Source organism: Tepidibacter thalassicus DSM 15285 (genome assembly GCF_900129915.1).
Classification (GTDB): domain Bacteria; phylum Bacillota; class Clostridia; order Peptostreptococcales; family Peptostreptococcaceae; genus Tepidibacter; species Tepidibacter thalassicus.
In genome coordinates this window covers 185,222-207,432 of the sequence record NZ_FQXH01000005.1, presented here as the reverse complement: position 1 = coordinate 207,432, position 22,211 = coordinate 185,222, and the positions used below count along the sequence as shown (strand labels likewise).

The 22,211-nt window shown below is 26.3% G+C and carries 26 protein-coding genes; all 26 read right to left on the bottom strand.

Annotated elements, in window-relative coordinates:
• Positions 1-3 precede the first annotated feature (3 nt).
• The 26 genes from BUA19_RS01110 to BUA19_RS00985 are packed head-to-tail and all read right to left on the bottom strand — an operon-like array spanning position 4 to position 22,211.
• Entirely contained in the window at positions 4-750 is a 747-nt protein-coding gene (locus tag BUA19_RS01110; protein WP_072723030.1) for a sigma-70 family RNA polymerase sigma factor, read from the bottom strand.
• Between the two features lie 14 nt (positions 751-764).
• Positions 765-1,079, bottom strand: a complete 315-nt coding sequence (locus BUA19_RS01105) for a hypothetical protein (RefSeq protein ID WP_072723029.1) — start codon at positions 1,077-1,079, stop codon at positions 765-767.
• Between the two features lie 15 nt (positions 1,080-1,094).
• Positions 1,095-1,580, bottom strand: coding sequence for a chemotaxis protein CheD (locus tag BUA19_RS01100; protein WP_072723028.1), 486 nt, complete (start codon positions 1,578-1,580; stop codon positions 1,095-1,097).
• Positions 1,573-2,196, bottom strand: coding sequence for a chemotaxis protein CheC (locus BUA19_RS01095; protein WP_072723027.1), 624 nt, complete (start codon positions 2,194-2,196; stop codon positions 1,573-1,575). Before BUA19_RS01095 ends, BUA19_RS01100 begins: the two co-directional genes overlap by 8 nt.
• 34 nt (positions 2,197-2,230) lie before the next feature.
• Positions 2,231-2,662, bottom strand: a complete 432-nt coding sequence (locus tag BUA19_RS01090) for a chemotaxis protein CheW (RefSeq protein ID WP_072723026.1) — start codon at positions 2,660-2,662, stop codon at positions 2,231-2,233.
• Positions 2,663-2,676: 14 nt separating this feature from the next.
• Positions 2,677-5,034, bottom strand: a complete 2,358-nt coding sequence (locus BUA19_RS01085) for a chemotaxis protein CheA (protein ID WP_084601874.1) — start codon at positions 5,032-5,034, stop codon at positions 2,677-2,679.
• 3 nt (positions 5,035-5,037) lie between these two features.
• Complete coding sequence (locus BUA19_RS01080) at positions 5,038-6,108, bottom strand: protein-glutamate methylesterase/protein-glutamine glutaminase (RefSeq protein WP_072723025.1); 1,071 nt, start codon at positions 6,106-6,108, stop codon at positions 5,038-5,040.
• Positions 6,109-6,759 carry a flagellar brake protein gene (locus BUA19_RS01075; RefSeq protein WP_072723024.1) on the bottom strand — a complete coding sequence of 217 codons (651 nt, stop codon included), beginning with the start codon at positions 6,757-6,759 and terminating at the stop codon, positions 6,109-6,111. It abuts the gene before it with no gap.
• A gap of 7 nt (positions 6,760-6,766) precedes the next feature.
• Entirely contained in the window at positions 6,767-7,657 is an 891-nt protein-coding gene (locus BUA19_RS01070; RefSeq protein WP_084601873.1) for a MinD/ParA family protein, read from the bottom strand.
• Between the two features lie 6 nt (positions 7,658-7,663).
• Positions 7,664-8,818, bottom strand: a complete 1,155-nt coding sequence (flhF, locus tag BUA19_RS01065; protein ID WP_072723022.1) for a flagellar biosynthesis protein FlhF — start codon at positions 8,816-8,818, stop codon at positions 7,664-7,666.
• Between the two features lie 2 nt (positions 8,819-8,820).
• Positions 8,821-10,860, bottom strand: a complete 2,040-nt coding sequence (gene flhA, locus BUA19_RS01060; protein WP_084601872.1) for a flagellar biosynthesis protein FlhA — start codon at positions 10,858-10,860, stop codon at positions 8,821-8,823.
• Positions 10,861-10,870: 10 nt separating this feature from the next.
• A complete protein-coding gene (gene flhB, locus BUA19_RS01055) occupies positions 10,871-11,959 on the bottom strand; it encodes a flagellar biosynthesis protein FlhB (RefSeq protein ID WP_178137410.1) in 1,089 nt (362 codons plus the stop codon).
• 5 nt (positions 11,960-11,964) lie between these two features.
• Positions 11,965-12,750 (bottom strand): flagellar biosynthetic protein FliR, encoded by a 786-nt coding sequence (gene fliR, locus BUA19_RS01050; protein ID WP_072723019.1) that lies wholly within the window; start codon positions 12,748-12,750, stop codon positions 11,965-11,967.
• Between the two features lie 12 nt (positions 12,751-12,762).
• Positions 12,763-13,032, bottom strand: coding sequence for a flagellar biosynthesis protein FliQ (gene fliQ, locus BUA19_RS01045; RefSeq protein WP_072723018.1), 270 nt, complete (start codon positions 13,030-13,032; stop codon positions 12,763-12,765).
• Positions 13,033-13,048: 16 nt separating this feature from the next.
• Positions 13,049-13,798, bottom strand: coding sequence for a flagellar type III secretion system pore protein FliP (gene fliP / locus BUA19_RS01040; protein WP_242939218.1), 750 nt, complete (start codon positions 13,796-13,798; stop codon positions 13,049-13,051).
• Positions 13,785-14,066, bottom strand: a complete 282-nt coding sequence (locus BUA19_RS01035) for a flagellar biosynthetic protein FliO (RefSeq protein ID WP_072723016.1) — start codon at positions 14,064-14,066, stop codon at positions 13,785-13,787. The genes fliP and BUA19_RS01035 overlap by 14 nt, the downstream gene beginning before the upstream one ends.
• A gap of 12 nt (positions 14,067-14,078) precedes the next feature.
• Positions 14,079-14,441: a response regulator gene (locus BUA19_RS01030; RefSeq protein ID WP_072723015.1), complete on the bottom strand. Its 363-nt coding sequence runs from the start codon at positions 14,439-14,441 to the stop codon at positions 14,079-14,081.
• A gap of 52 nt (positions 14,442-14,493) precedes the next feature.
• Positions 14,494-15,624: a flagellar motor switch phosphatase FliY gene (gene fliY / locus BUA19_RS01025; protein WP_072723014.1), complete on the bottom strand. Its 1,131-nt coding sequence runs from the start codon at positions 15,622-15,624 to the stop codon at positions 14,494-14,496.
• Positions 15,614-16,615 (bottom strand): flagellar motor switch protein FliM, encoded by a 1,002-nt coding sequence (fliM, locus tag BUA19_RS01020; RefSeq protein WP_072723013.1) that lies wholly within the window; start codon positions 16,613-16,615, stop codon positions 15,614-15,616. Before fliM ends, fliY begins: the two co-directional genes overlap by 11 nt.
• A 15-nt stretch (positions 16,616-16,630) precedes the next feature.
• Positions 16,631-17,041, bottom strand: a complete 411-nt coding sequence (locus tag BUA19_RS01015) for a flagellar basal body-associated FliL family protein (protein WP_072723012.1) — start codon at positions 17,039-17,041, stop codon at positions 16,631-16,633.
• A gap of 4 nt (positions 17,042-17,045) precedes the next feature.
• Positions 17,046-17,807 carry an OmpA family protein gene (locus BUA19_RS01010; RefSeq protein WP_072723011.1) on the bottom strand — a complete coding sequence of 254 codons (762 nt, stop codon included), beginning with the start codon at positions 17,805-17,807 and terminating at the stop codon, positions 17,046-17,048.
• Position 17,808: 1 nt separating this feature from the next.
• Positions 17,809-18,582 (bottom strand): flagellar motor protein, encoded by a 774-nt coding sequence (locus BUA19_RS01005; protein WP_072723010.1) that lies wholly within the window; start codon positions 18,580-18,582, stop codon positions 17,809-17,811.
• 3 nt (positions 18,583-18,585) lie between these two features.
• On the bottom strand, positions 18,586-18,795 hold the full coding sequence (locus BUA19_RS01000) for a flagellar FlbD family protein (protein WP_072723009.1): 210 nt from the start codon (positions 18,793-18,795) through the stop codon (positions 18,586-18,588).
• Positions 18,796-18,807: 12 nt separating this feature from the next.
• On the bottom strand, positions 18,808-20,340 hold the full coding sequence (locus tag BUA19_RS00995) for a flagellar hook protein FlgE (RefSeq protein WP_072723008.1): 1,533 nt from the start codon (positions 20,338-20,340) through the stop codon (positions 18,808-18,810).
• A 22-nt stretch (positions 20,341-20,362) separates the two neighbouring features.
• Positions 20,363-20,842 (bottom strand): flagellar hook assembly protein FlgD, encoded by a 480-nt coding sequence (locus BUA19_RS00990; RefSeq protein ID WP_084601871.1) that lies wholly within the window; start codon positions 20,840-20,842, stop codon positions 20,363-20,365.
• 10 nt (positions 20,843-20,852) lie between these two features.
• Positions 20,853-22,211 (bottom strand): flagellar hook-length control protein FliK, encoded by a 1,359-nt coding sequence (locus tag BUA19_RS00985; RefSeq protein ID WP_072723007.1) that lies wholly within the window; start codon positions 22,209-22,211, stop codon positions 20,853-20,855.

Here is a 22,211-nt window from a genome sequence, read left to right as displayed (position 1 = left end):
TACTTACCTAAAATTTTCTAACTTTGTTTTTATTTTTAATATAGATCTACTATGAATTTGAGATATTCTTGATTCAGATATGTTAAGTATTTTACCAATTTCTTTATAGGTAAGCCCCTCATAATAATATAAATTAATTATCAACCTTTCTCTTTCATTAAGTACATCTAAAGCTTTCTTTAAACTTTCTATAATATCTTTCCTTATTAGAGATTCTTCTGGATTTACATCAGAAGAAGTATCTTCTATTTGAATTTTAAAATTATCATTTAATTCTTCTTCTAAAGAAACTACATTATATATATTTGTTTCTTCTAAAAGCTTTAAAATTTCATCTTCACTTTTACCAAGTTCCTCAGCTAATTCATTTGTATTAGGTTCTCTCCCTAACTTGTTTTCTAATTTTGCATAAGCATCTTTTATTAATTTTGATTTTTGACGTATCGATCTAGGTATCCAATCTAAATTTCTTATTTCATCAATTATTGCTCCTCTTATTCTAACTGATGCATAAGTTTCAAATTTTATATTTTTACTATAATCATATTTTTCTATTGCATCTATAAGCCCTATTATTCCATAACTTACCAAATCATCATATTCTATATTTGATCCGTAATAATTATAAAGTCTTCCTGAAATTATTTTAACTAATTTTATATACCTTAAAATAATTTCTTTCTTCAATTCATTTTTTGCCTTTTCATCTTTTGTACTTTTATATTTAATCCATATATCTGATTCATTCATCTAAATACCTCCAGTTAATTATTCAAATCTTTAAAGTTTATTTCTTTAAATTCATTATTATCATCTTCTTGTCCATCATTTTCATTTAATATATCTTTTATATCTGAATCTATAGGAGGTATAACTATATCTATGTTATTTTTAGTTTTATTTATATTTTTTAATATAATATTAAAAAATATAAATAAAACTACATTTAAAGCTATCAATAAAAACATAGATCTAGTAATAAATTCAAAAAAACTCATCTTTTTCACTATTGAATTTAATGTGCACATAAATAACAATAAATAATTTATAACAAGTGTATATAATATATTTTTTTTCATATTAAACACCTTAATCTATATTATTTTTCTACCTTTACCTATAGCCTTAATTGCCAATTCACCATTATAACAATTAAATTCTATAGTTCTTCCATAATTACCCAAAACATCTTCTCCTATAATTGATATTTTATGCTCAGATAATTTTTCTTTTACAGCAATTACATTTCTTTTCCCTATATTAAGAGTATCACTTTTAATTGAAATATTAAACATTTGGGCTCCTCCAGCAATTTTAGCTGTTAATCTATTTTTTGAAGCCCCTTTTTTTATCATATCAGTTATAAGTTCTTCAATAGCTGTATCTGCAAATTTTGCCTTATTTGAATTATTTTTTATTTCTTTACTAGAAGGAAGCATTATATGTGCCATTCCTCCAACTTTTTTAAATTTATCATATAAAACAATGCCAACACATGATCCCAAACCTAATGTTATTAAAATATCATTTTCTTTTCCTATTTTATAATCTGCCATTCCCACTTTTATAATATTACTCATCTTTCAACACTCCAAGACTTTTAAATAAAACTTTAAACGAATCTATGTCTGGCATTAAAAAAAATTTTCCCACAATTTCATTATTTCCTTCTTTTAATTTATTTTCTATTAGAATTATTTTATCGCTTATTTGTCCATATTCTATAGCAGGAACACTTAATATAGATCCCGCCATATCTATACTAACACAAGGAACAGATATATTTATTTTCAAATTAGAAAATGCAGATATAGCATTTATATATGAACTTGATAATATATTACCTATTTCTTGTAAAGCTGAAATTTCCATTTCATTATAAAATTCAGATTCTATTTTTTTACCAAATAACATGCTAAGTAAATTATCACTAGACTCTTTATCCAAAATCAATAACATTGTTCCATTTATATCGTTAAAAAAACTAATATAAACTCCTACTACAATTAATTCTTCTCCTCCTAAAATTTCTACTATTTTTTCTGTATCAAGTATTTCTATAGATGGAACTTCCATATCTACTTTTGTATTAATCATTTTTGAAAGAGAAGTAGCTGCATTTCCAGCTCCTATATTTCCAATTTCTTTTAAAACATCTATATATATACCCTTTAAATTGTTTATTTGAAAACCCATAATGCTTTTTTCTCCCTCCGCCCTTAAATTAAATTTAGTCATTCATGTTTAATATTTTATATACATCTATTAATATAATAACTCTATCTTCTATTTTTCCTATACCTTTAATAAACCCCTCACTAAAACTATCATCAACTATATTATAATCAATATCTTCTTGATTTATATCTTTTACTTCAGAAGCTGAATCCACTATAAAACCTATTAAAACATCTTCTATTTTATTAACTATTATTCTAGCATCCTTATCGTATTCTTTAATACCAAGATTAAATCTTTTTCTTAAATCGATTACTGGTACTATTTCTCCTCTTAAATTAATTACTCCTTTTATATAGCTTTCAGTTTTAGGAACCCTAGTTATTTCTGTCATTTTTTCTATAGTTTGAACATAGTTTATATTTATTCCATAAAATTCTTCTTCTAATTTAAATATTACATATTGATTGTCATTATTTTTCAATTCATTCACTCCCCTTAAAATAGAGAATTTGTATCTATAATTAATGCTACACTACCATTACCTAATATAGTAGCTCCAGCTATAAAATTAATTCCACTTAAATACTTTCCTAAAGATTTTATAACTATTTCTTGTTGTCCTATAAGTTTATCTACTATTACACCCAAATCCTTATCTCCTTTTTTCACTATTACAACAGTTACTTCTTCTAAATCTTTTTCTCTTTTTTCATCTATTTCTATCACTTCTCCCAAATCTACTAATGGAAGTGTTTTTCCTCTATATAAAACAATATCCTTACCTTCTACCTTTCTAATTTTATTTTTATCAATATTAGTTATTTCTTTAATATTATTCAAAGGTATAGCATATTTTTCACTTCCCACCATTACCAATAAAGCTTGTATTATTGCAAGTGTCAATGGCAATCTTATTATAAACTTAGTTCCTTTATTTCTCTCAGTTTCAATTTCTACTAAACCACCTAACGCTTCTATCTTTGTCTTTACCACGTCAAGCCCCACACCTCTACCAGAAATATCTGATATTTTATCAGCAGTACTAAAACCTGGGGCAAATATCAAATTACTAGCCTCTTTATCATCCATTAAAGCTGCTTGTTCTTTACTTATTATTCCTTTTTCTACAGCTTTATTTTTTATTTTCTCTACATTAATTCCAGCACCATCATCACAAACTTCTATAACAACATTATTTCCATCTGGATAAGCAAGTAATTTAACTGTCCCCACTTCATTTTTATTTAATGACCTTCTCACTTCTGGAGTTTCTATTCCATGATCAATAGAATTTCTTAAAAGGTGAATTAAAGGATCTCCAATTTCATCTATGACAGTTCTATCAACTTCAGTTTCTTCACCTTCCATTATCAAATTAATTTCTTTATTTAATTCTTTAGAAAGATCTCTTACCATTCTTGGAAATCTATTGAAAACTCTTTCAATAGGAACCATTCTAACTTTAGTAACTGCATCATGAAGACTTGTAGTAATTCTCTCCAAGTACTCTATAGCCTCATTCATGTTCTGAGTTTTTGAAGATATATCAATATCTTCAAGTCTAGTTTTAACTATTATAAGTTCACTTACCAAATTCATAAGATTATCTAATCTATCAATATCCACTCTAACTGTTTTTCCTGTTTTTCCTCTTCTTTGTTTGTTTTGTTTTTCCTTATTATTTTTTATTTTTCCTTGTACTACTTTATTAATTTCATTTTTTGAAATGACTTTATCTTCAGATTGTTTATTATCTATATTATTTCTAATAGGAGTATCTCCGGTAAAATCTTTTATAATTACATCTTTTACCTCTGATATATTTTTTAATTTATCTCTCAATTCTTCTTCTTGTAATTTTGTCAAAACTATAATATCAAATTCTTTATCAAAATTTTCATCTTCAATATCTTCTACAGATGGATTTGAATATACTATTTCTCCATCTTCTTCTACAGATTTAAATACTAAAAATGCCCTTGCAGCCTTTAACATACAGTTTGAATCTAATTCAATCTTAATATTGTACGAATTTAAACCTCCTTCTTTAGCCTTAGTAACTACTTCATATACATATTTAAATTCTTCATTATTTAAATTTTCATCAATATTTTCATTACCTTGATATTCAAAATCTTTTATAATTACATCTTTTACCTCTGATATGTTTTTTAATTTTTCTCTTAATTCTTCTTCTTGTAATTTTGTCAAAACTATAATATCAAATTCTTTGTCAAAATTTTCATTTTCAATATCTTCTACAGATGGATTTGAATGTACTATTTCTCCATCTTCCTCTACAGATTTAAATACTAAAAATGCCCTTGCAGCCTTTAACATACAGTTTGAATCTAATTCAATCTTAATATTATAAGCGTTCAATCCGCTTTCATTTGCTTTAGATATTATATCATTCACATATTCTAATTCTTCATTATTTCCATCTTTTTTATCCACTTTAGAATCTTCTATAGATCCTATATGTTCTAATCTATATATTATGTCTTCTACAGATCTATCTGATTCTTTTCCTTCGATTTCTACATTTTTTATAAATTCTTCTAAAATGTCTAACCCTTCAAATAATATATCTATTATATTAGAATCTATTTTTAATTTTCCACTTCTAATATCGTCTAAAACATTTTCCATTTTATGTGTAAGATTAGATATTTTTAAAAAACCCATAGTAGATGACATACCTTTGAGAGTATGCGCAATTCTAAATATTTCATTCACTATTTCCATATTTGAAGTATCATTTTCAAGTTCTAATAAACTTTGATTTAAATTTTCTAGGTGCTCTTTAGATTCATCCAAAAACATATCTAAATATTGTTCTAAATCAAGCACTATTTACACCCCCATTAATTTATTAATTTCTTTGCCAATAAGATTAACCGGAAAAACTTTATCAGCTAATCCTAAATTTATAATTGATTTTGGCATTCCAAAAACTACACATGTTGACTCATCTTCAGCTATTGATATAACATTTTGTTTCACTTGTTTTAATTTATTCAATCCTTTCGTTCCATCAGAACCCATTCCCGTCATTACAACAGCAATAATTTTCCTTAAATCAATTTCACATAATGAATAAAACATTGCATCTACAGAAGGTTTGTGTCCTGAAACCTTTTGACCATCGTCCAAAACTATTTTAATTTTATTTCCTTCATTTTTAAATTTGATATGCTTATCACCTGGAGCAATATATGCTACCCCATTTTTTACAATTTCACCATCTTCTGCTTCTTTTACTAAAACTTCAGAAATATTATTTAATCTTTCTGCTAAAGATTTTGTAAACCCAGGAGGCATATGCTGAACTATAACAATTGGTGCTTTAACATTTTTTGAAATATTAGGTAGAACCTCTTGAAGCGCCCTAGGTCCTCCTGTAGAAGTTCCTATTGCAATTATAGATTCTACTTGCCCAAATCCTATATTAATACTTTTTTTATTTGTATTTTCTTTCTTTATTTTTACAATTTCTCTCTTCGTATAATGTCTTCTAGAAATCTTAACTTTTGAAGCAGTTTTTATCTTATTTATAATCAATGATTTTATTTCTTCATCATTTATTTTAAAAATATTTGAGGGTTTAGTTATAAAATCTACAGCACCTAAATTTAAAGCTTGTATTGTTAAATCTGCTCCACTTTTAGTTAAACTACTGAGCATAACTACAGGTGTTGGTTTTTCTTTCATTATTTTTTCTAAAGTTAATATTCCATTCATAATTGGCATTTCAACATCTAACGTTACTACATCTACTTCATTTAACATCAATTTTTCTATAGCTTCTTTCCCATTTTTCGCAACATCTACCACTTGAATTTGTTTATCAACAGACAAAATATCTTTAATTATCTTTCTTATAAAAGCTGAATCATCAACTACTAATACTCTTATTTTATCCATCTAAATCAATCCTTTTTGTCTTAATATTCTTTGTTGTTTAAATAAATAACCGACAATATAATTTCTAATTTTTTCCTCCAATTCTACAAACTTAATTCCAAGTTCAAATTGTTTCATATTCTTTGTATATACATTAACTCTTATTACTTCTCCTTTTATTTCAAGTTCATTTCCTTCTATATTCATTTTACAACATACTTGTTCATTATTTTCTAATTTTTTATCTGATATTAATTTAAAACCTCCTCCACTTAAATCTTTTGTATATCCATTTATAATGATTTCATTTTCATTGTTATAAATTTTCACTGGAATACTAACATCTAATCTAAAATAATTTCTTCTTTGTATAGTTTTTGTCTCTTCTAATTGCTGTATTCTAAAATAAGGAATCTCAGTATTTTTTCTATCTATTAATTTTGCAGTAAAGTAAAATACTCCTTTATTATCAATGCTATAATATACTAATATTTTACTTCCAATATGTATTGGAACTAAATTTCCTTCATGTATAGGTATTGCTATTAAAAATTCTTCTTCTGATACTATTTCAAGAAGTTGACTGATTAAATTTTTGTCTTTTTCTGTATAGCTACCTAATACCTGAATTTCTAGTTTATCACCTACTTTAAAACAGTTTTTATATTTCATTCAAAATTTACCCCCTATTGCTAAAAAATAAACCAGATAATTTTTTCACAAAACTACTAAATAATTTATTATTTTCTTTTTTCCCTAATAGTTTATTACAAATATTATCTATATTTTGACTTGCTAGACTATTAGGTGCCCCTATATAAAAAGGAATCTGTCTTTTTACACAAGTTTGAACATTTTTATCATTACTTATATATCCTAAATATTCAATATTTTTATATAAAAATTTTTTAGATACTAAACTTAATTTATTAAAAGTATTTTCAGCTTCTTTTTTTGTATCAGCCTTATTTACAACTAAACTTATAATTTTACTAGTAGATTCTTTACTAATAACTTTAATTAAAGCATATGCATCAGCTATAGCTGTGGGCTCAGGAGTTGAAACCACAATTATTTCTTCAGAAGCTGATATAAAAGATATAACCGATTTCGATATACCAGCTCCTGTATCTATTAACATAAAATCTGCATAATTTTTTAAATAAGCTATATTATTTAATATTTTATTTAATTTATAAAGTGGTAAATCGACTATATCACTTATTCCTGCTCCTCCTGAAATTATTTTTATACCTAAAGGTCCTTCTATAATTATATCTTCAATATTCACATTATCTTTAACTAAATCTACAAGACCTAATTTCGGACTAATCCCAAGAAGAATTTCTATATTAGCAAGTCCTAAATCAGCATCTATAATCAAAACCCTACTACCTTTTTTTTTCAAAGCTAAAGCTAAATTTAAAGTAAAATTACTTTTTCCAACTCCACCTTTACCACTAGATATACATATTACCCTTGGTTCATTTTCATTGTTGCTTTTATTATTTATATAATTATAACTATTTTTTTTCAAAATAGCACTTCTTAATTTTGAGGCTTGATCCATAATTATTTACCTCCTAAGAACTTCATTTACTACTTTTTTAAGATCAAATTTCTCTATATCATCTGGCACATTTTGACCAAAGGTAGTATAAGTTATAAATTTATTAGAATTATATAAAATATCTAATACTATACCTATATTATCAGTTTCATCTAATTTAGTTACTATAATTTTATAATCATTTAAAAAACTATATTCATTAATAATACTTTTTATATCATCTATATTGCAATTAGCACTTAATACTAAAAATACTTCTTTTTCTTTAAAACAATTTAAAAATTCCTTTAATTCTTTCATATGTTTTTTATTTTTATGGCTTCTTCCAGCTGTATCTACAAATATTAAATCCCTATTTTTTAATTTTTCTATACAATAACTTACATCATTTAAATCATAAGCTACTTCAATAGGAGCATTTAATATATCGGCATATGTCTTTAATTGATCAACAGCTGAAATTCTATAAGTGTCTAATGTTAAAAAACCAACTTTCTTATCTTTTTGTAAAACAACTTCTGAAGCAAGTTTTGCTAAAGTTGTAGTTTTCCCAACACCTGTCGCTCCAACAAATATATTTATTTTTTTATCAAAATCAATATCATTAAGTTCATATATTTTAAACTTATCTAATAAATATTTTCCAACATAAGCCTCAAATTTATTATCATCTATATCTACATCTTCAATATCACATAAAATATTTTCTATTAACTCATCAGACAATCCTTTTCTTTTAAGATTATTATAATAATCTTTAAATTTAACTTTTATGCTTTTTTCATCATTAAATTTAATATCTACTTTATTGTTAATTTTTTTTATCATTTGTTTTAACTCTTGTATTTCTCTATTTAGTGTATTAACTTCTTCATTTTCATATTTAATTTTATCTAATTGTTTCTTTACTTGATCCTTGAATTGTATTTCTTTTATATCTCTATTATCTAAGTTTTTTTCTTTTAAAGCAACCATTTTATTTTCTAATTGCTGCTTTTCTAAAGCAGCTAATACTTCTACTTTTTCTTTTTTTAAAAAACCAAATATTCCTCCTGTTTTAATTTTTTTTGTATGAAGTATCACTGCATTATCCCCTAATTCATTTTTAGCTTTTTTAATAGCTTCTTGTGCATTATCTGCAACAAACTTCTTTATTTGCATTATTATATACTCACCATCCCTACAGATTGGATTTTCACTTTAGGGTCTATTTCATTGTATGACAATACAATTATATCATCACTAATTTGTTCTACAAAGCGTTTAAAATATATTCTTATCACAGGAGGTGTAACTATAATAGGTTGTTCTCCTATCGATAAAAGTTTTTCTACTTCTTTACTTAAACTAGAAACAAGCTTTTGAGAAATTTGAGGATCTAAAGCTAAATAATTACCTGTTTCTGTTGGTTGAATAGAATCCATAATTATCTTTTCTAAATTTTGATCTAAAGTTATGACTTTAGCTTCATTATTAGGAATAAACTGTTTAGTTATCGATCTAAACAAAGCTTGTCTTACATATTCAGTAAGAGTATCTGTATCTTTTGTTATAGTTCCATAATCCGCTAAAGTTTCTATAATAGTTGATAAATTTCTAATAGATACTCCTTCTCTTAAAAGATTTGCTAATACTTTTTGAATATCTCCCAATGAAAACAAATTAGGTATTACTTCTTCAACTAAAGCTGGACTATTCTCTTTTAAATTATCAATTAACATTTTAACTTCTTGTCTTCCTAAAAGTTCATATGAGAATTTTTTTATAATTTCTGTCAAATGAGTTGAAATGATTGAAGGTGGATCAACTACAGTATAACCTAATATTTCGGCTCTTTCCCTTTCTTTTTCATCAATCCACTTAGCAGGAAGTCCAAAAGCTGGTTCTATAGTATCAATACCACTTATTTCACCTTCCACCATTCCTGGATTCATGGCTAAATAATGATCAAACATTATTTCACCTTTAGCTATTTCAACTCCTTTTATTTTAATAATATATTCATTCGCTTCAAGCTGTATATTATCTCTAAGTCTTATCATAGGTACAATTATTCCCATTTCAATAGCACATTGTCTCCTTATCATAACTAGTCTATCAAATAAATCTCCGCCTTGAGACTTATCAGCAAGAGGTATTATTCCATAACCAAACTCTAATTCAATAGGATCTACTTGAAGAAGAGGTAATACATTTTCAGGTTTTCTTATCTCCTCAATATCCACATCCGTAGATTCTTCGCCTTCTTCTTGTTCCGATTCTTCTAAAACATCTACTGATTTTTTTATATTAAAACCTAATATAAGAAAAATTATCGACAAAGTTAAATAAGGAATAGCTGGAAGTGGAGTTAATGATAAAAAGAATAAAACTCCCGATATTATAAACATAATTTTAGGTTGCTTAAAAAGCTGATTGATAACGTCATTACCTAAATTTGATTCCGAAGCAGCTCTCGTAACAACTATACCTGTAGCTGTAGATATAAGAAGAGCTGGTATTTGAGATACTAATCCATCCCCTACAGTAAGCAAAGTATATCTGCTTATAGCATCCTGTATAGATAAATGCTGAAAAACTATCCCCATTACAAATCCAGCTAATATATTAATAACAGCTATAATTATACCAGCAATAGCATCTCCTTTTACAAATTTAGATGCACCATCCATTGCTCCATAAAAATCAGCTTCCATTTGTATTTTTTTTCTTCTTTCTCTAGCTTCTTTTTCGTCTATAAGACCAGAATTCAAATCAGCATCTATTGCCATTTGTTTTCCCGGCATAGCATCGAGAGTAAATCTAGCACCTACCTCTGATACTCTTTCTGCTCCTTTTGTAATTACCATAAACTGAATAATAATTATTATGATAAAAACTATAAATCCAACTAAAGCATTTCCACCCATTACAAAATTACCAAAAGCTTCAATTACATCTCCAGCATTTCCTGTTCCTAATATATATCTCGTACTGGTTATATTAAGCGCAAGCCTAAACATTGTAGTTATTAATAATAAAGATGGAAATATAGAAAACTCCAATGCTTCTCTATTATATATAGCAATTAAAAGTATCAAAAGTGAAATAGATATATTCAAACTTAAAAGAATATCAAGTACAAAAAGGGGTACTGGTATTATTATCATTAAAATTATACCTATTATCCCTATAGTAACTATAATATCTCCTGATTTTTTCATTTTAATCCCCCTACTTAGTCCCATTTTTTAATGAATATACATAAGCAAGTATTTCGGCTATAGCTTCATAAAGTTGTGGAGGTATTAAATCACCTATATTAACTACAGCATATAACTCTCTTGCTAAGGGTTTATTTTCTACTATTGGTATATTATTTTCTCTCGCTTTTTCTTTAATTTTTAACGCAACTAAATTCTTTCCTTTTCCAATTACATAAGGTGCATCATACTCAGTTTCATCATATCTTATAGCAACAGCAAAATGAGTTGGATTTGTAATAATAACATCTGCTTTTGGAATATCCTGCATCATTCTTTTCATTGCAGATTGTCTTTGTTTTTCTTTTATTTTAGATTTAATTTGAGGATCTCCTTCTGATTGTTTAAATTCTTCTTTTATTTCTTGTTTAGACATTTTTAAATTTTTTTCATATTCATACCATTGATATAAGTAATCAAAAATAGATAAAACAAAAAGTACAACAGACAACTTGATTCCAAGATCAATAGCTAAATTAAATAACGCATAAGAAAACTGAACTTTATTTAAATACATTGGTTTTAATAAATAAGATATATTTTTTTTTACATGAATATAAGATATAACTATAAGTATTAAAAGTTTAAAACTCGATTTTGAAAATTCAAAAAAAGCTTTTACTGAAAAAAGTTTTTTAAACCCTTCAACAGGATTCAATCTTTCAAATTTAAACTTTAAAGTTTCAGTAGTAAATAAATTTCCTACTTGAATTCGACTGCTTAAAAAAGCTGTTACAGCATTTATTAATACAATCAAAATAGCTCCTTTAATCGCAAAATAAAAAATATATATAAAAATTCTATACCCAACTAAAGTATTTTCAAATTCAGCATTTAAAAAATTCTCTTTAAAAAATAATATACTTTCATATATATCATTAACTATATATTTACCAAAATATTTTAAAATTAACAAAGAACAAATCAATGTTAAAGAAGAAGTTATCTCTCTACTTTGAAATACTTGACCTTTTTTTCTAGCTTCTTGTCTCTTTTTAGGCGTTGCTTTTTCCGTTTTTTCTTCTCCAGCAAAAAGCTGTAAATCAATATACATACTCATATATCTCATCCTTGAAATAATTTTATACTTTGAAATATAAATTCATACATATCTTTAAATATCGTTTTTATTATAGGTACATAATAAGGAATTATAAATACCATAATAACAAGTCCAAACATTATTTTAAGAGGCATACCAACTACAAATACATTCATTTGAGGCATAGTTCTAGCTAAAATTCCTAATATTAAATTAGTCAAAAATATAGATATAATAACAGGTATAGCTATTTTTAAAGCGTATATAAAAATGTAATCCAATAATTTTATTATAAATATTAAAAAATTATCATTTATTTTTATTAAACTATTAATAGGTAATATATAAAAACTATTTATCATACCTTTTATTAAATAATGATGTCCATTTAATATTAAAAAAATTAACGTAGAAAGTATATATATATAATTCCCAGAAATAGAAACTTGAGATCCATATTGAGGATCTAAAACATTAGCCATACTAAATCCCATATCTCTATCTATAAAAGAACCTGCAAGAAAAAATATTGAAAATATTACAAATGCAATAAATCCAATAATTAATCCTATTATCAATTCTTTAATTGACAAAAATAGTATCTGCAAAAACGGCATATATTTCAAATTAGGAGTACTCACATACGGCAAAATTATATACGCCAATATCATTGAAAATCCTAATTTAAAAATATTCGGAAGGTTTTTCCTTCCGAATACAGGTGATGCTACAAATAACCCTATGCATCTTGATAAAATAAGCATATATAAATTTAAATAAATTAATATTTGATTTAATACATCATTCATATTATCATCTCTTTACTTTATGAACTTATCTATATTTAAAAATAGATTTTCTGTAAAGTTAACAACAGTAGTTATCATCCAATGTCCAAATAATACTAAAGATATAAATGTAACAACAATTTTAGGCACAAAAGATAATGTAGCCTCTTGTATTTGAGTTGTAGCTTGAAATATACTAACCAAAAGTCCAACTATAAGACTCAATATAAGTATAGGTGAAGCAAGTAATAATACCATAGTTAACGCTTGCTGACCTAAATTAATAGCAGAATTAACATCCACTGTTTCACTTCCTTTTTTATTTAAAACCCATTACAATAGATTTTATTACTAAATTCCATCCATCTACTAATATAAAAAGTAATATTTTAAATGGAAGAGATATCATTACAGGTGGTAACATCATCATCCCCATGGACATTAATGTACTTGCTACTACCATATCTATTATTATAAAAGGAATAAAAAGAATAAATCCTATCTGAAACCCTGTTTTAAGTTCACTTATTAAAAAAGCCGGAATTAAAACCTTATTAGGTATATCATTCAAAGTTTTAGGTTTTTTTAATTTTGCAATTTCTATAAAAAGAGAAATATCTTTCTTTCTAGTTTGCTTAAACATAAATTCCCTCACTGGATCCATTGCTCTGCTAAAAGCTTCTTCTTGGGTTATTTCTTCATTAAAATACGGATTTAAAGCATCATTATAAATTTTATTCCCAACTGGAGCCATTATAAAAAAAGTTAAAAATATAGCAAGCCCAATTAAAACCTGAGTAGGTGGATTTTGTTGAGTAGATAAAGCATTTCTTAAAAAAGATAATACTATTATTATCCTCGTAAAAGAAGTCATCATTATTATTATTGTTGGAAGTAAAGAAAGTACAGTGAACAATAATATTAATTCAATTGTACTGCTTAAATTTCTAGGATCCGAATTACCATTTATTTGTAAAGAAATATTCGGAACTTGAGGCTGAGCCCATGATAAATTTGTGCTTAACAAACATATTATTAAAAAAAGAAATAATACTTTAAATTTTTTCATTATTATCATCCTTAAGTTTAAAAGTATCTATTTTTGTAAATTTATCTTGAGAAATCCCCAATAGGTATTCTTTATCTTTATACTGTAATAAAACGACTTCTTTTTCTTTACCAAGAAATACTCTTTCTACAATTTTAATTTTTTTATTTTTATATAATAATTCATTTTTTTTTGCTAAATATTTTGATGTCCAATGAGCAAAATACAGTATTATTAAAAAAATACATATATATAATATTATTTTTAATATTTCTAAAAAAATACCCATTTTAACATCTAATTATCCTAAAACTTTTTTAACAGCTTCTAATACTCTATCAGCTTGAAATGGCTTTACTATAAAATCTTTAGCTCCAGATTGAATAGCTTCAATTACCATAGCTTGTTGCCCCATAGCTGAACACATTATTATATTAGCATTAGGATCTATTTTCTTTATTTCTTTTACTGCCTGTATGCCATCAACTTCAGGCATAGTAATGTCCATAACTACAAGATCTGGTTTTAACTCTTTGTATTTTTCTATTGCCTTTGCTCCATTTTCAGCTTCACCAACAACTTCATATCCGTTTTTTACCAAAATATCCTTAATCATCATTCTCATAAATGCTGCATCATCCACTAATAATATGTTTTTTGACATTTTATAATTCCTCCTTCTAATTTAATTTATATAAATTTATATTTAAATTTTACTAAATATTTCTCAATCTTTTTTCTGGCTTAATAATATCAGTTATTCTTATACCATAATTTTCATCTATAACCACAACTTCTCCTTTAGCTACTTTTTTACCATTGACTAATATATCTAAAGGCTCTCCTACTAGCTTATCTAATTCCACTATCGTTCCAGGAGCAAATTCTAGTATATCATCAATGCTTTTTTTTGTTCTTCCAAGCTCTACTGTTACATTTAAAAGCACATCTTTAATTATGTCTATATTCTCTGGCACATTATTTGTATAAGAACTATTTGTATCGAAGCTCTCAAATTTTACAGGTTGAACATTTATAGGATTTTCTTGTTTTACTTCTTTCTTCTCAATTGAATAATTACTATTTTGAATTGTATAATCTGTATTTATAACTTCTTTATCCACATCAGAAGACACTATTGAATCTTTAGAAGAAGTATTGTTATTTGACTCCCCATATAACATATTATCAACTAAAGTCTTAGCAAAGTCAATAGGCATAAGTTGCATAATATTACTATCAACTAAATCTCCAATAGTCATTTTAAAAGATATTCTAACTATTTTTTCATCTTTTTGTATAAATTTAAGATCATAATCTTCATTTCCTAAATCAACCTTGTAAATATTAGGAGGAAGTATATCTATTTTTTTAGAAATCATATCTGAAAGCGCTGTCGAAGAAGCTCCTATCATCTGATTCATTGCTTCACTTATAGCGCTTAAATGTATTTCATCCAATGTATCTGGTAAATTATTTTTTCCATCTCCGCCCATCATTAATGAAGTAATAACTTTGACATCATCTTCTTTTAGAACAAGTAAATTGCTTCCAGTTAAACCTTCTTTATACCCTACTTCCACAGCTACAAATGGCAAAGGATATTCATCAGCCATTTCATTGAGTGTAACTAAATCTACTCTTGGAGTAGTTATACTAACTTTTTGACCTAATAACGTATATAAAGTGGTAGCAGATGTACCCATGCTTATATTTCCAATTTCACCAATAGCATCTTTTTCTATATCGCTTAATAACAAATCTGCTTCATTATTTGAAGAAACATCTTCTGAACTCCCTTTTAAAAGAGCATCAATTTCTTCTTGTGATAACATATCATTCATCATATTCTTCATCACCCTTTTCAAAGACTTTAGTAATCTTTATAGCATATTTATTTTTCATACTACCTGGGGTACCTAAAAACTTAATTTTATTTCCAACTTTTATTTCAAGCTGTTCATTTATGTTTTTATTAAGACTAATTACATCTCCTACTTGAAGATTTAAAAATTCTTCAACTGTTATAGTTGTATTTGCAATTATTGCCGATAATTCAATATTAGCTTTCTTAAGTCTTTTTTGTAACATGTTTTTTTCTTCATCTGTAATTGTTTTATTAGTATTAGTAGAAAACCAAAATTTAGTGCTTAATTTTGGTAAAATAGGCTCTAATACTATGTGAGGTATACATATGTTAATAAGCCCTTCCACTTCACTTATTTTTGCTTTTAGAGTAATCAAAGCTACTGTTTCATTAGGAGAAACTATTTGAGCAAATTGAGAATTTGTTTCTATTTTATCAAGTTTTGGCGATAATTCTATTACATTTTCCCATGGCTCAATAAGCAACTTAATTATTTGTCTAACTATTTTATTTAATATAGTGAGCTCTATTTCAGTAAAACTTCTTATTTCGCCTTGATAATTCCCATTTCCTCCTAGTATTCTGTCAATTATACAAAAAGCCAACGATGTAGAAACTTCCATTATCATTTGTCCTGGCAAAGGATTAAAGTCGACAATAGAAAGCATTGCCGGATTAGATATTGAATTGCTAAATTCATAATACGAAAGTTCTTCAACAGATAATACTTCTATTTGAATATAACTTCTTAAATATCCTGATAAAAAAGTATTTAATATTCTAGAATAATTTTCGTGTATTATGTGAAGAGTGCGCAATTGATCTTTTGCTAATTTTTTAGGACTTTTAAAATCATATTTTTTTATTTTCTTCTCTTTAGTCTCTTCTTTAATTTCTTGAACATCGACATCTCCAGTATTTAAAGCTTCTAATAAGGCGTCTATTTCACTTTGAGATAATATTTCAGACAATTACGCCACCTGCCTTTACTGAACTATATAATTAGTAAAATATATATTTCTTATAGATTGAATATTTAAAACCTTTGATAATTTAGATATCAATTCTTTTTCTATTTTGTCCATTCCCTCATTTGTTGTCATTTGATTAGGGTCTTGAGATATTATAACTTTTAATACTGTATCTCTTACTATAACATTTTTTTCAGTTAATTTTTCAATTGCTTTTTTATCAGTAGTTTCAATTACTAAATTTCCTTTAAAATAATGCCTTAAATCTCCCATATTTGTAGAAAACTCACCAGCATCATAATTATACGTCTTTATATCTTTAACGTCTTTAGATGAGCTTTTAACATAATACAATGTCCCAACAAATATAAACAAGGATAATACAAATCCTATAATAGAAAAAATCATCACTTTTTTTGTATCCATTTTATTAATCCTCCAATCTTATAGGCTCATCTTTTATAAATTGATTTTTTAATATAAGTATATCTACTCTTCTATTTTTAGCTTTATTTTCAGGAGAATTATTCGGTGCTACAGGATGATATTCACTATATCCTGAAGCTGAAATGCGTTTAGGATCTATTCCTGTATTCTCAACTAAAAACCTAACTACATTACTAGCTCTAGCAACAGATAATTCCCAATTTGTAGGATATTTATGATTATATCTTATAGGATCATTATCTGTATGGCCTTCTATTCTTATAAATTTATTTTTAAATTCATTTTTATTTAAAAAAGTTGAGATGTATCTTAAAATTTCTTTAGATTTTAATTTTAAATCTGCTTTTCCTGAATCAAATAAAACATTATCTTGAAATCTCAGCAAAAGTCCTGCACTCTCATTCATGACAAAAACATCTTTATCTAATCCATTATTTTTTAAATACTCTTTTATTTGTTTTTCTAAATTATTAAAATTCTCAGTTTCCTGTTTTTGATCTATACTTTTATCATCATTTAACCCTTTACCTATATATTCCTTATCAACTATAGTTGTACCTCCTGATAACATTCCCAATGATCCATTAAACGATTGTATAATCGCTTGAAATTTTTGAGCATCAACAGATGACATCGAAAAAAGCAAAACAAAAAAACAAAGTAATAATGTTACCATATCTCCATAAGTACCCATCCATTCAGGAGCACCTTGTTTAACTTCTTCTTCTTTTTTCTTTTTAGCCATATTATGCTTCTCCTTCCTGTGCTTCTCTTCTCATTGAAGGAGGTAAAAATGCCTTTAATTTTTCTTCTATTATTCTTGGATTTTCCCCTGCTTGTATAGAAAGTAATCCTTCTACTACAATTTCTTTTTCCAATGTTTCCTCTCTACTTTTTAATTTTAATTTATTTGCAATAGGTATAAACATTAAGTTTGCAAATAAAGAACCATAAAATGTTGTAATTAATGCAACAGCCATAGATGGACCTATACTCGATGGATCATCTAACTTTTGAAGCATATTGATAAGTCCAATAAGCGTACCAACCATACCAAAAGCAGGACACAAAGAACCCATAGTTTCAAATAATCCTTGACCACTTTTATGTCTTTCTTCTAAAAAAGCTAATTCAGTTTCAAGCAAAGTCCTAACAAGTTCTGGATCTGTTCCATCTACCACAAGCATTATTCCCTTTTTTAAAAACTCATCATCCATATCATTAGATAATTCTTCAAGAGCTAACAAACCTTCTTTTCTTGCTTTATTTGCAAGTTCTATTATATTTTCTATTACATCATTTGGGTTATTTGTTCTTTGTTTAAAAGCTATTTGAGTTAATTTTATAACTTCTTTAACTTTTGGAAGGGGATATGCAACTAAAGTTGCAGCAATTGTTCCCCCTAATACTATCATTAAAGAAGGTACATCAAAAAACGACCCCAAACTTCCTCCTAAAAGAATACTTACTATAATTAATACAAAACCTAATACTATACCAATGAGTGTTCCTAAATCCAAATGCTACACCTCTTTTCTACGTTGTACTATTACAGTATTTATACTACTTTTAAATTGTTTTACTTTTTCAATTACTGTATTTATATCCTCTTTTACTACATATTTATGTCCCGTAGTTAATGTTATTATTGTATCTGGATTTCCTTCAATCGTTTCTATTAATTCACAATTAATAACAAATTCTTCACCATTAAGCCTTTTAACCTTTATCATAATTTCACCTTATTATCTCTTTAGATTTACAAGTTCTTCAAGCATTTGATCTGTCGTAGTTATAACTCTCGAGTTAGCCTGAAAACCTCTCTGAGTTGTAATCATATTTGTAAATTCCTGTCCTAAATCAACATTAGACATCTCTAAAGAACCAGGATTAAGCTCTGCAAATCCATCTTGACCAGGCTTTCCAACTACAGCATTTCCTGAGTTTCTAGTTTCTACAAACATATTAGATTGTAATTTTTGAAGACCTGATGGATTTCTAAAATTAGCTATTGCAACTCTACCTAAAAGTCTTCTTTCTCCATTATCAAACATACCTATTATTTCCCCATTTGGAGCTATAGTAAATTCTTTTAAAGAACCTTGTTTATAACCTTTTATAAAACTAGCATCTGCATTAGATTTGTCAGAAAACTGAGTTAATTTACCTAAATCAATTTCAAAATTCAATGCATCTGCTCCTTGAGTTAAATCACTTCCTATAGTTATAGGCATTTTTGCAGCACTTCCAGCTTTGATTTTTCCATTTTTATCAAATGTTATTGTGAAAGAATCACAATTAAATCCATTTGCTCCTGTATTTGGAGTAATGCTTCCATCAGCGGCAACAGTCCATCCAATTGTTTCATCATCTGCTAACATATATCCATCTTTTCCCATGTACATAGCATCTACTTGCCACGTACTTTCTCCATTATTTGAATCTACTGACATCTTAGTAAATAATAACTTTATTTGATGTACATTTCCGAAATCATCGAATACTTTTATCGTAGTTTCTCTTCCTAATGCTTTGTTTAATTCTTCATTTTTCTGAGAATAAACAGGCTTTCCAGCTGCTTTTGAAAGAACTGGATCAAATTGATAAATACCTGCTTTATCACCATTTTTTGCAACTGGTTTTAAATCACTAGGATTTATAGGATTACCTGTTGCATCATCAATATTTATAGTTCTAAGCCCAATAGTATCAGAATTTAAATTTCCTTTAAAAGTTACTATTTCCTCGCCAGGTATAGGAGGATTAGATGGTTTTGTCGCTTGAGGAGGATATACTAACGATTTGTCTATTTTAAGTCCTTCTAAGCTACTTTTAAGTCTCCCTGTTTCGTCAGCCATATAACCAAGTACTTTATAACCATCTTGTGTAACTAAATTGCCACCTTCATCAAGAATAAAATTACCAGCTCTTGTGTAATATCTGTTTAAAAAATTAACATCATCAGATACCATAAAATATCCTTCACCATTAATCATTAAATCTGTTACATTGTCTGTTCTTTCAACAGCCCCTCTTCTTTGAATTGTATCAATCGAAGCTACATCTGCACCAAGCCCTATTTGCATAGGATTTGTACCTCCACGTCCATCTTGAGCTCCACCTGCTCCTTTTATTGTTTGAGCAAATGTTTCTTTGAATGTAACCCTAGAAGCTTTAAATCCCACAGTATTAACATTTGCTATGTTATTTCCTATAATATCCATTTTTGTTTGATGTGCTCTTAAACTTGATACAGCAGCATACATTGATCTCATCATAATAAATTCCCCCTCTAAAATTTTATACTAACTCAATTTTATTTTCATTATCTTTATCGACAGAATCTGTTTCATCATTATTTTTAAATTCTTCCTTTAAAGATTTAATTTCACTTATAAGTTCATCTATTTGTTCTTCCAAATTTTTATTAGCTACTACAAAATTATTATTTAACGATACCATTCCCTTAGCTACATCTTGAAAAGAAGTATTTAAATTTTGCATTTGCTCTAATGAACTAAACTGTGCCATTTGTGATATAAATTCTTTATCCTCCATAGGATTTAATGGATCTTGATATTTAAGTTGAGTTGTAAGCAACTTTAAGAAATCATTTTTTCCTAACTGATTTCTTAAGCTTTTTGTTAATTTATCAGAATTAATGTTTTTATTATCCGTATTTTTTTTTTCATTAATTTTATTTTCATCTTTTTTTTCAACAATCTCACCTGAAGCTGTATATTTAGTAAACTTATCAGGTAATACTCCCGCTATATTCATATTCTCCCTCCTAAGCTAATTCATTAAACTTTTCATCATTATACAAATAAGGATTTTCTTTTTCTTCTTCAACAACATCATTTATAGCTAAATTTTTACTAATTCTTTTATTATAAGCCATAGCTTCTAAAATATTCCTATGTTTGTTTAAATCGCCTTGACTATCAACAGATACACTTAAACTTTGTATATTAAGCCCTTGCTCTAAAAGATTCTCTTTAAGTTCATCCATATTATTTTCTATTATTGTCTTTACATCATCATTTTCAGCTATAAACTTAGCACTTAAAATACCTCTTTCAAAAACCACTTTTAAAGTTAATTTACCTAAATGTTCTGGTTCTAACTTAATTTCCATACTTGAATTATCTTTATCAATAATTAATTTGCTTTTTTTAATTATTTGTTCTAATATATCATTATGATTTATACCGTTTACTTGTCTTAAATTCAAAGAAGAAGATATATTTTTTAAATTTTGAGATGCTTTCAACGTATTAAAATCTTGTAAATTTAAACTCATCTCATCTTCATTATTTGATTCATGTATTCCTAAAAATTTTTTTTCCAACTTATGCAGATCTTCATCTTCTTTTATAAAACCCGAATTCAAACTATTATTCAAATTAAAATTTTTATCTACCTTATCTATTTTACTTGCTTGTCGCACTATTGAGGATTTATCTTCTGTATTTTCTGATTTTATATTATGACTATTTATTTTTTTTATATCTTTTTTATTTGATTCTAAATTATCTAAATTTACATCTAACTCTTTTTTGTTTAAATTTAAAACAGTATCAACACTTATTTTTTCTTTTATATTTTTAATAATGTATACCACTTTATCTTTCACATCTTTTGGTAGAAAATCTGCTTCTTCTAATTTTACAAAAAGTTCCTCAATATCTTTATTGTTCAATTTTTCATTAGATATATCATTATATACCTTTATTAAACTCGTTTTCATTTCCTCAACTTTATTTAAATTATTAATATCTTCTGAATTAACATTAACAGACTGTAAAAAAGATAATATATATTCTAACTCTTTTATCAATTCATCATTGTTCGAAAATTTTTCATTTGATTTTAATGAATTTAATTCCTGATTTTCATCTTCTTGATCTACTTTTTTTATTGTATTTTTTTCAATTGCATTTTCATTTTTATGAAAATTAAAATCTTGTTCTTTTATATTTTTTGATTCTTCAACATCTTTATATTTTTCACTACTAATACTTTTATCATTTTTTAAATATTTATTAATTGTATTTTTAAAACCATCTGTTTTTTGTAAATTGAAAGATTTTTTCTCTTTTTTAAAGGACCTTCGTAAACTTAAATTTACAGATAATAAATTGTTCAA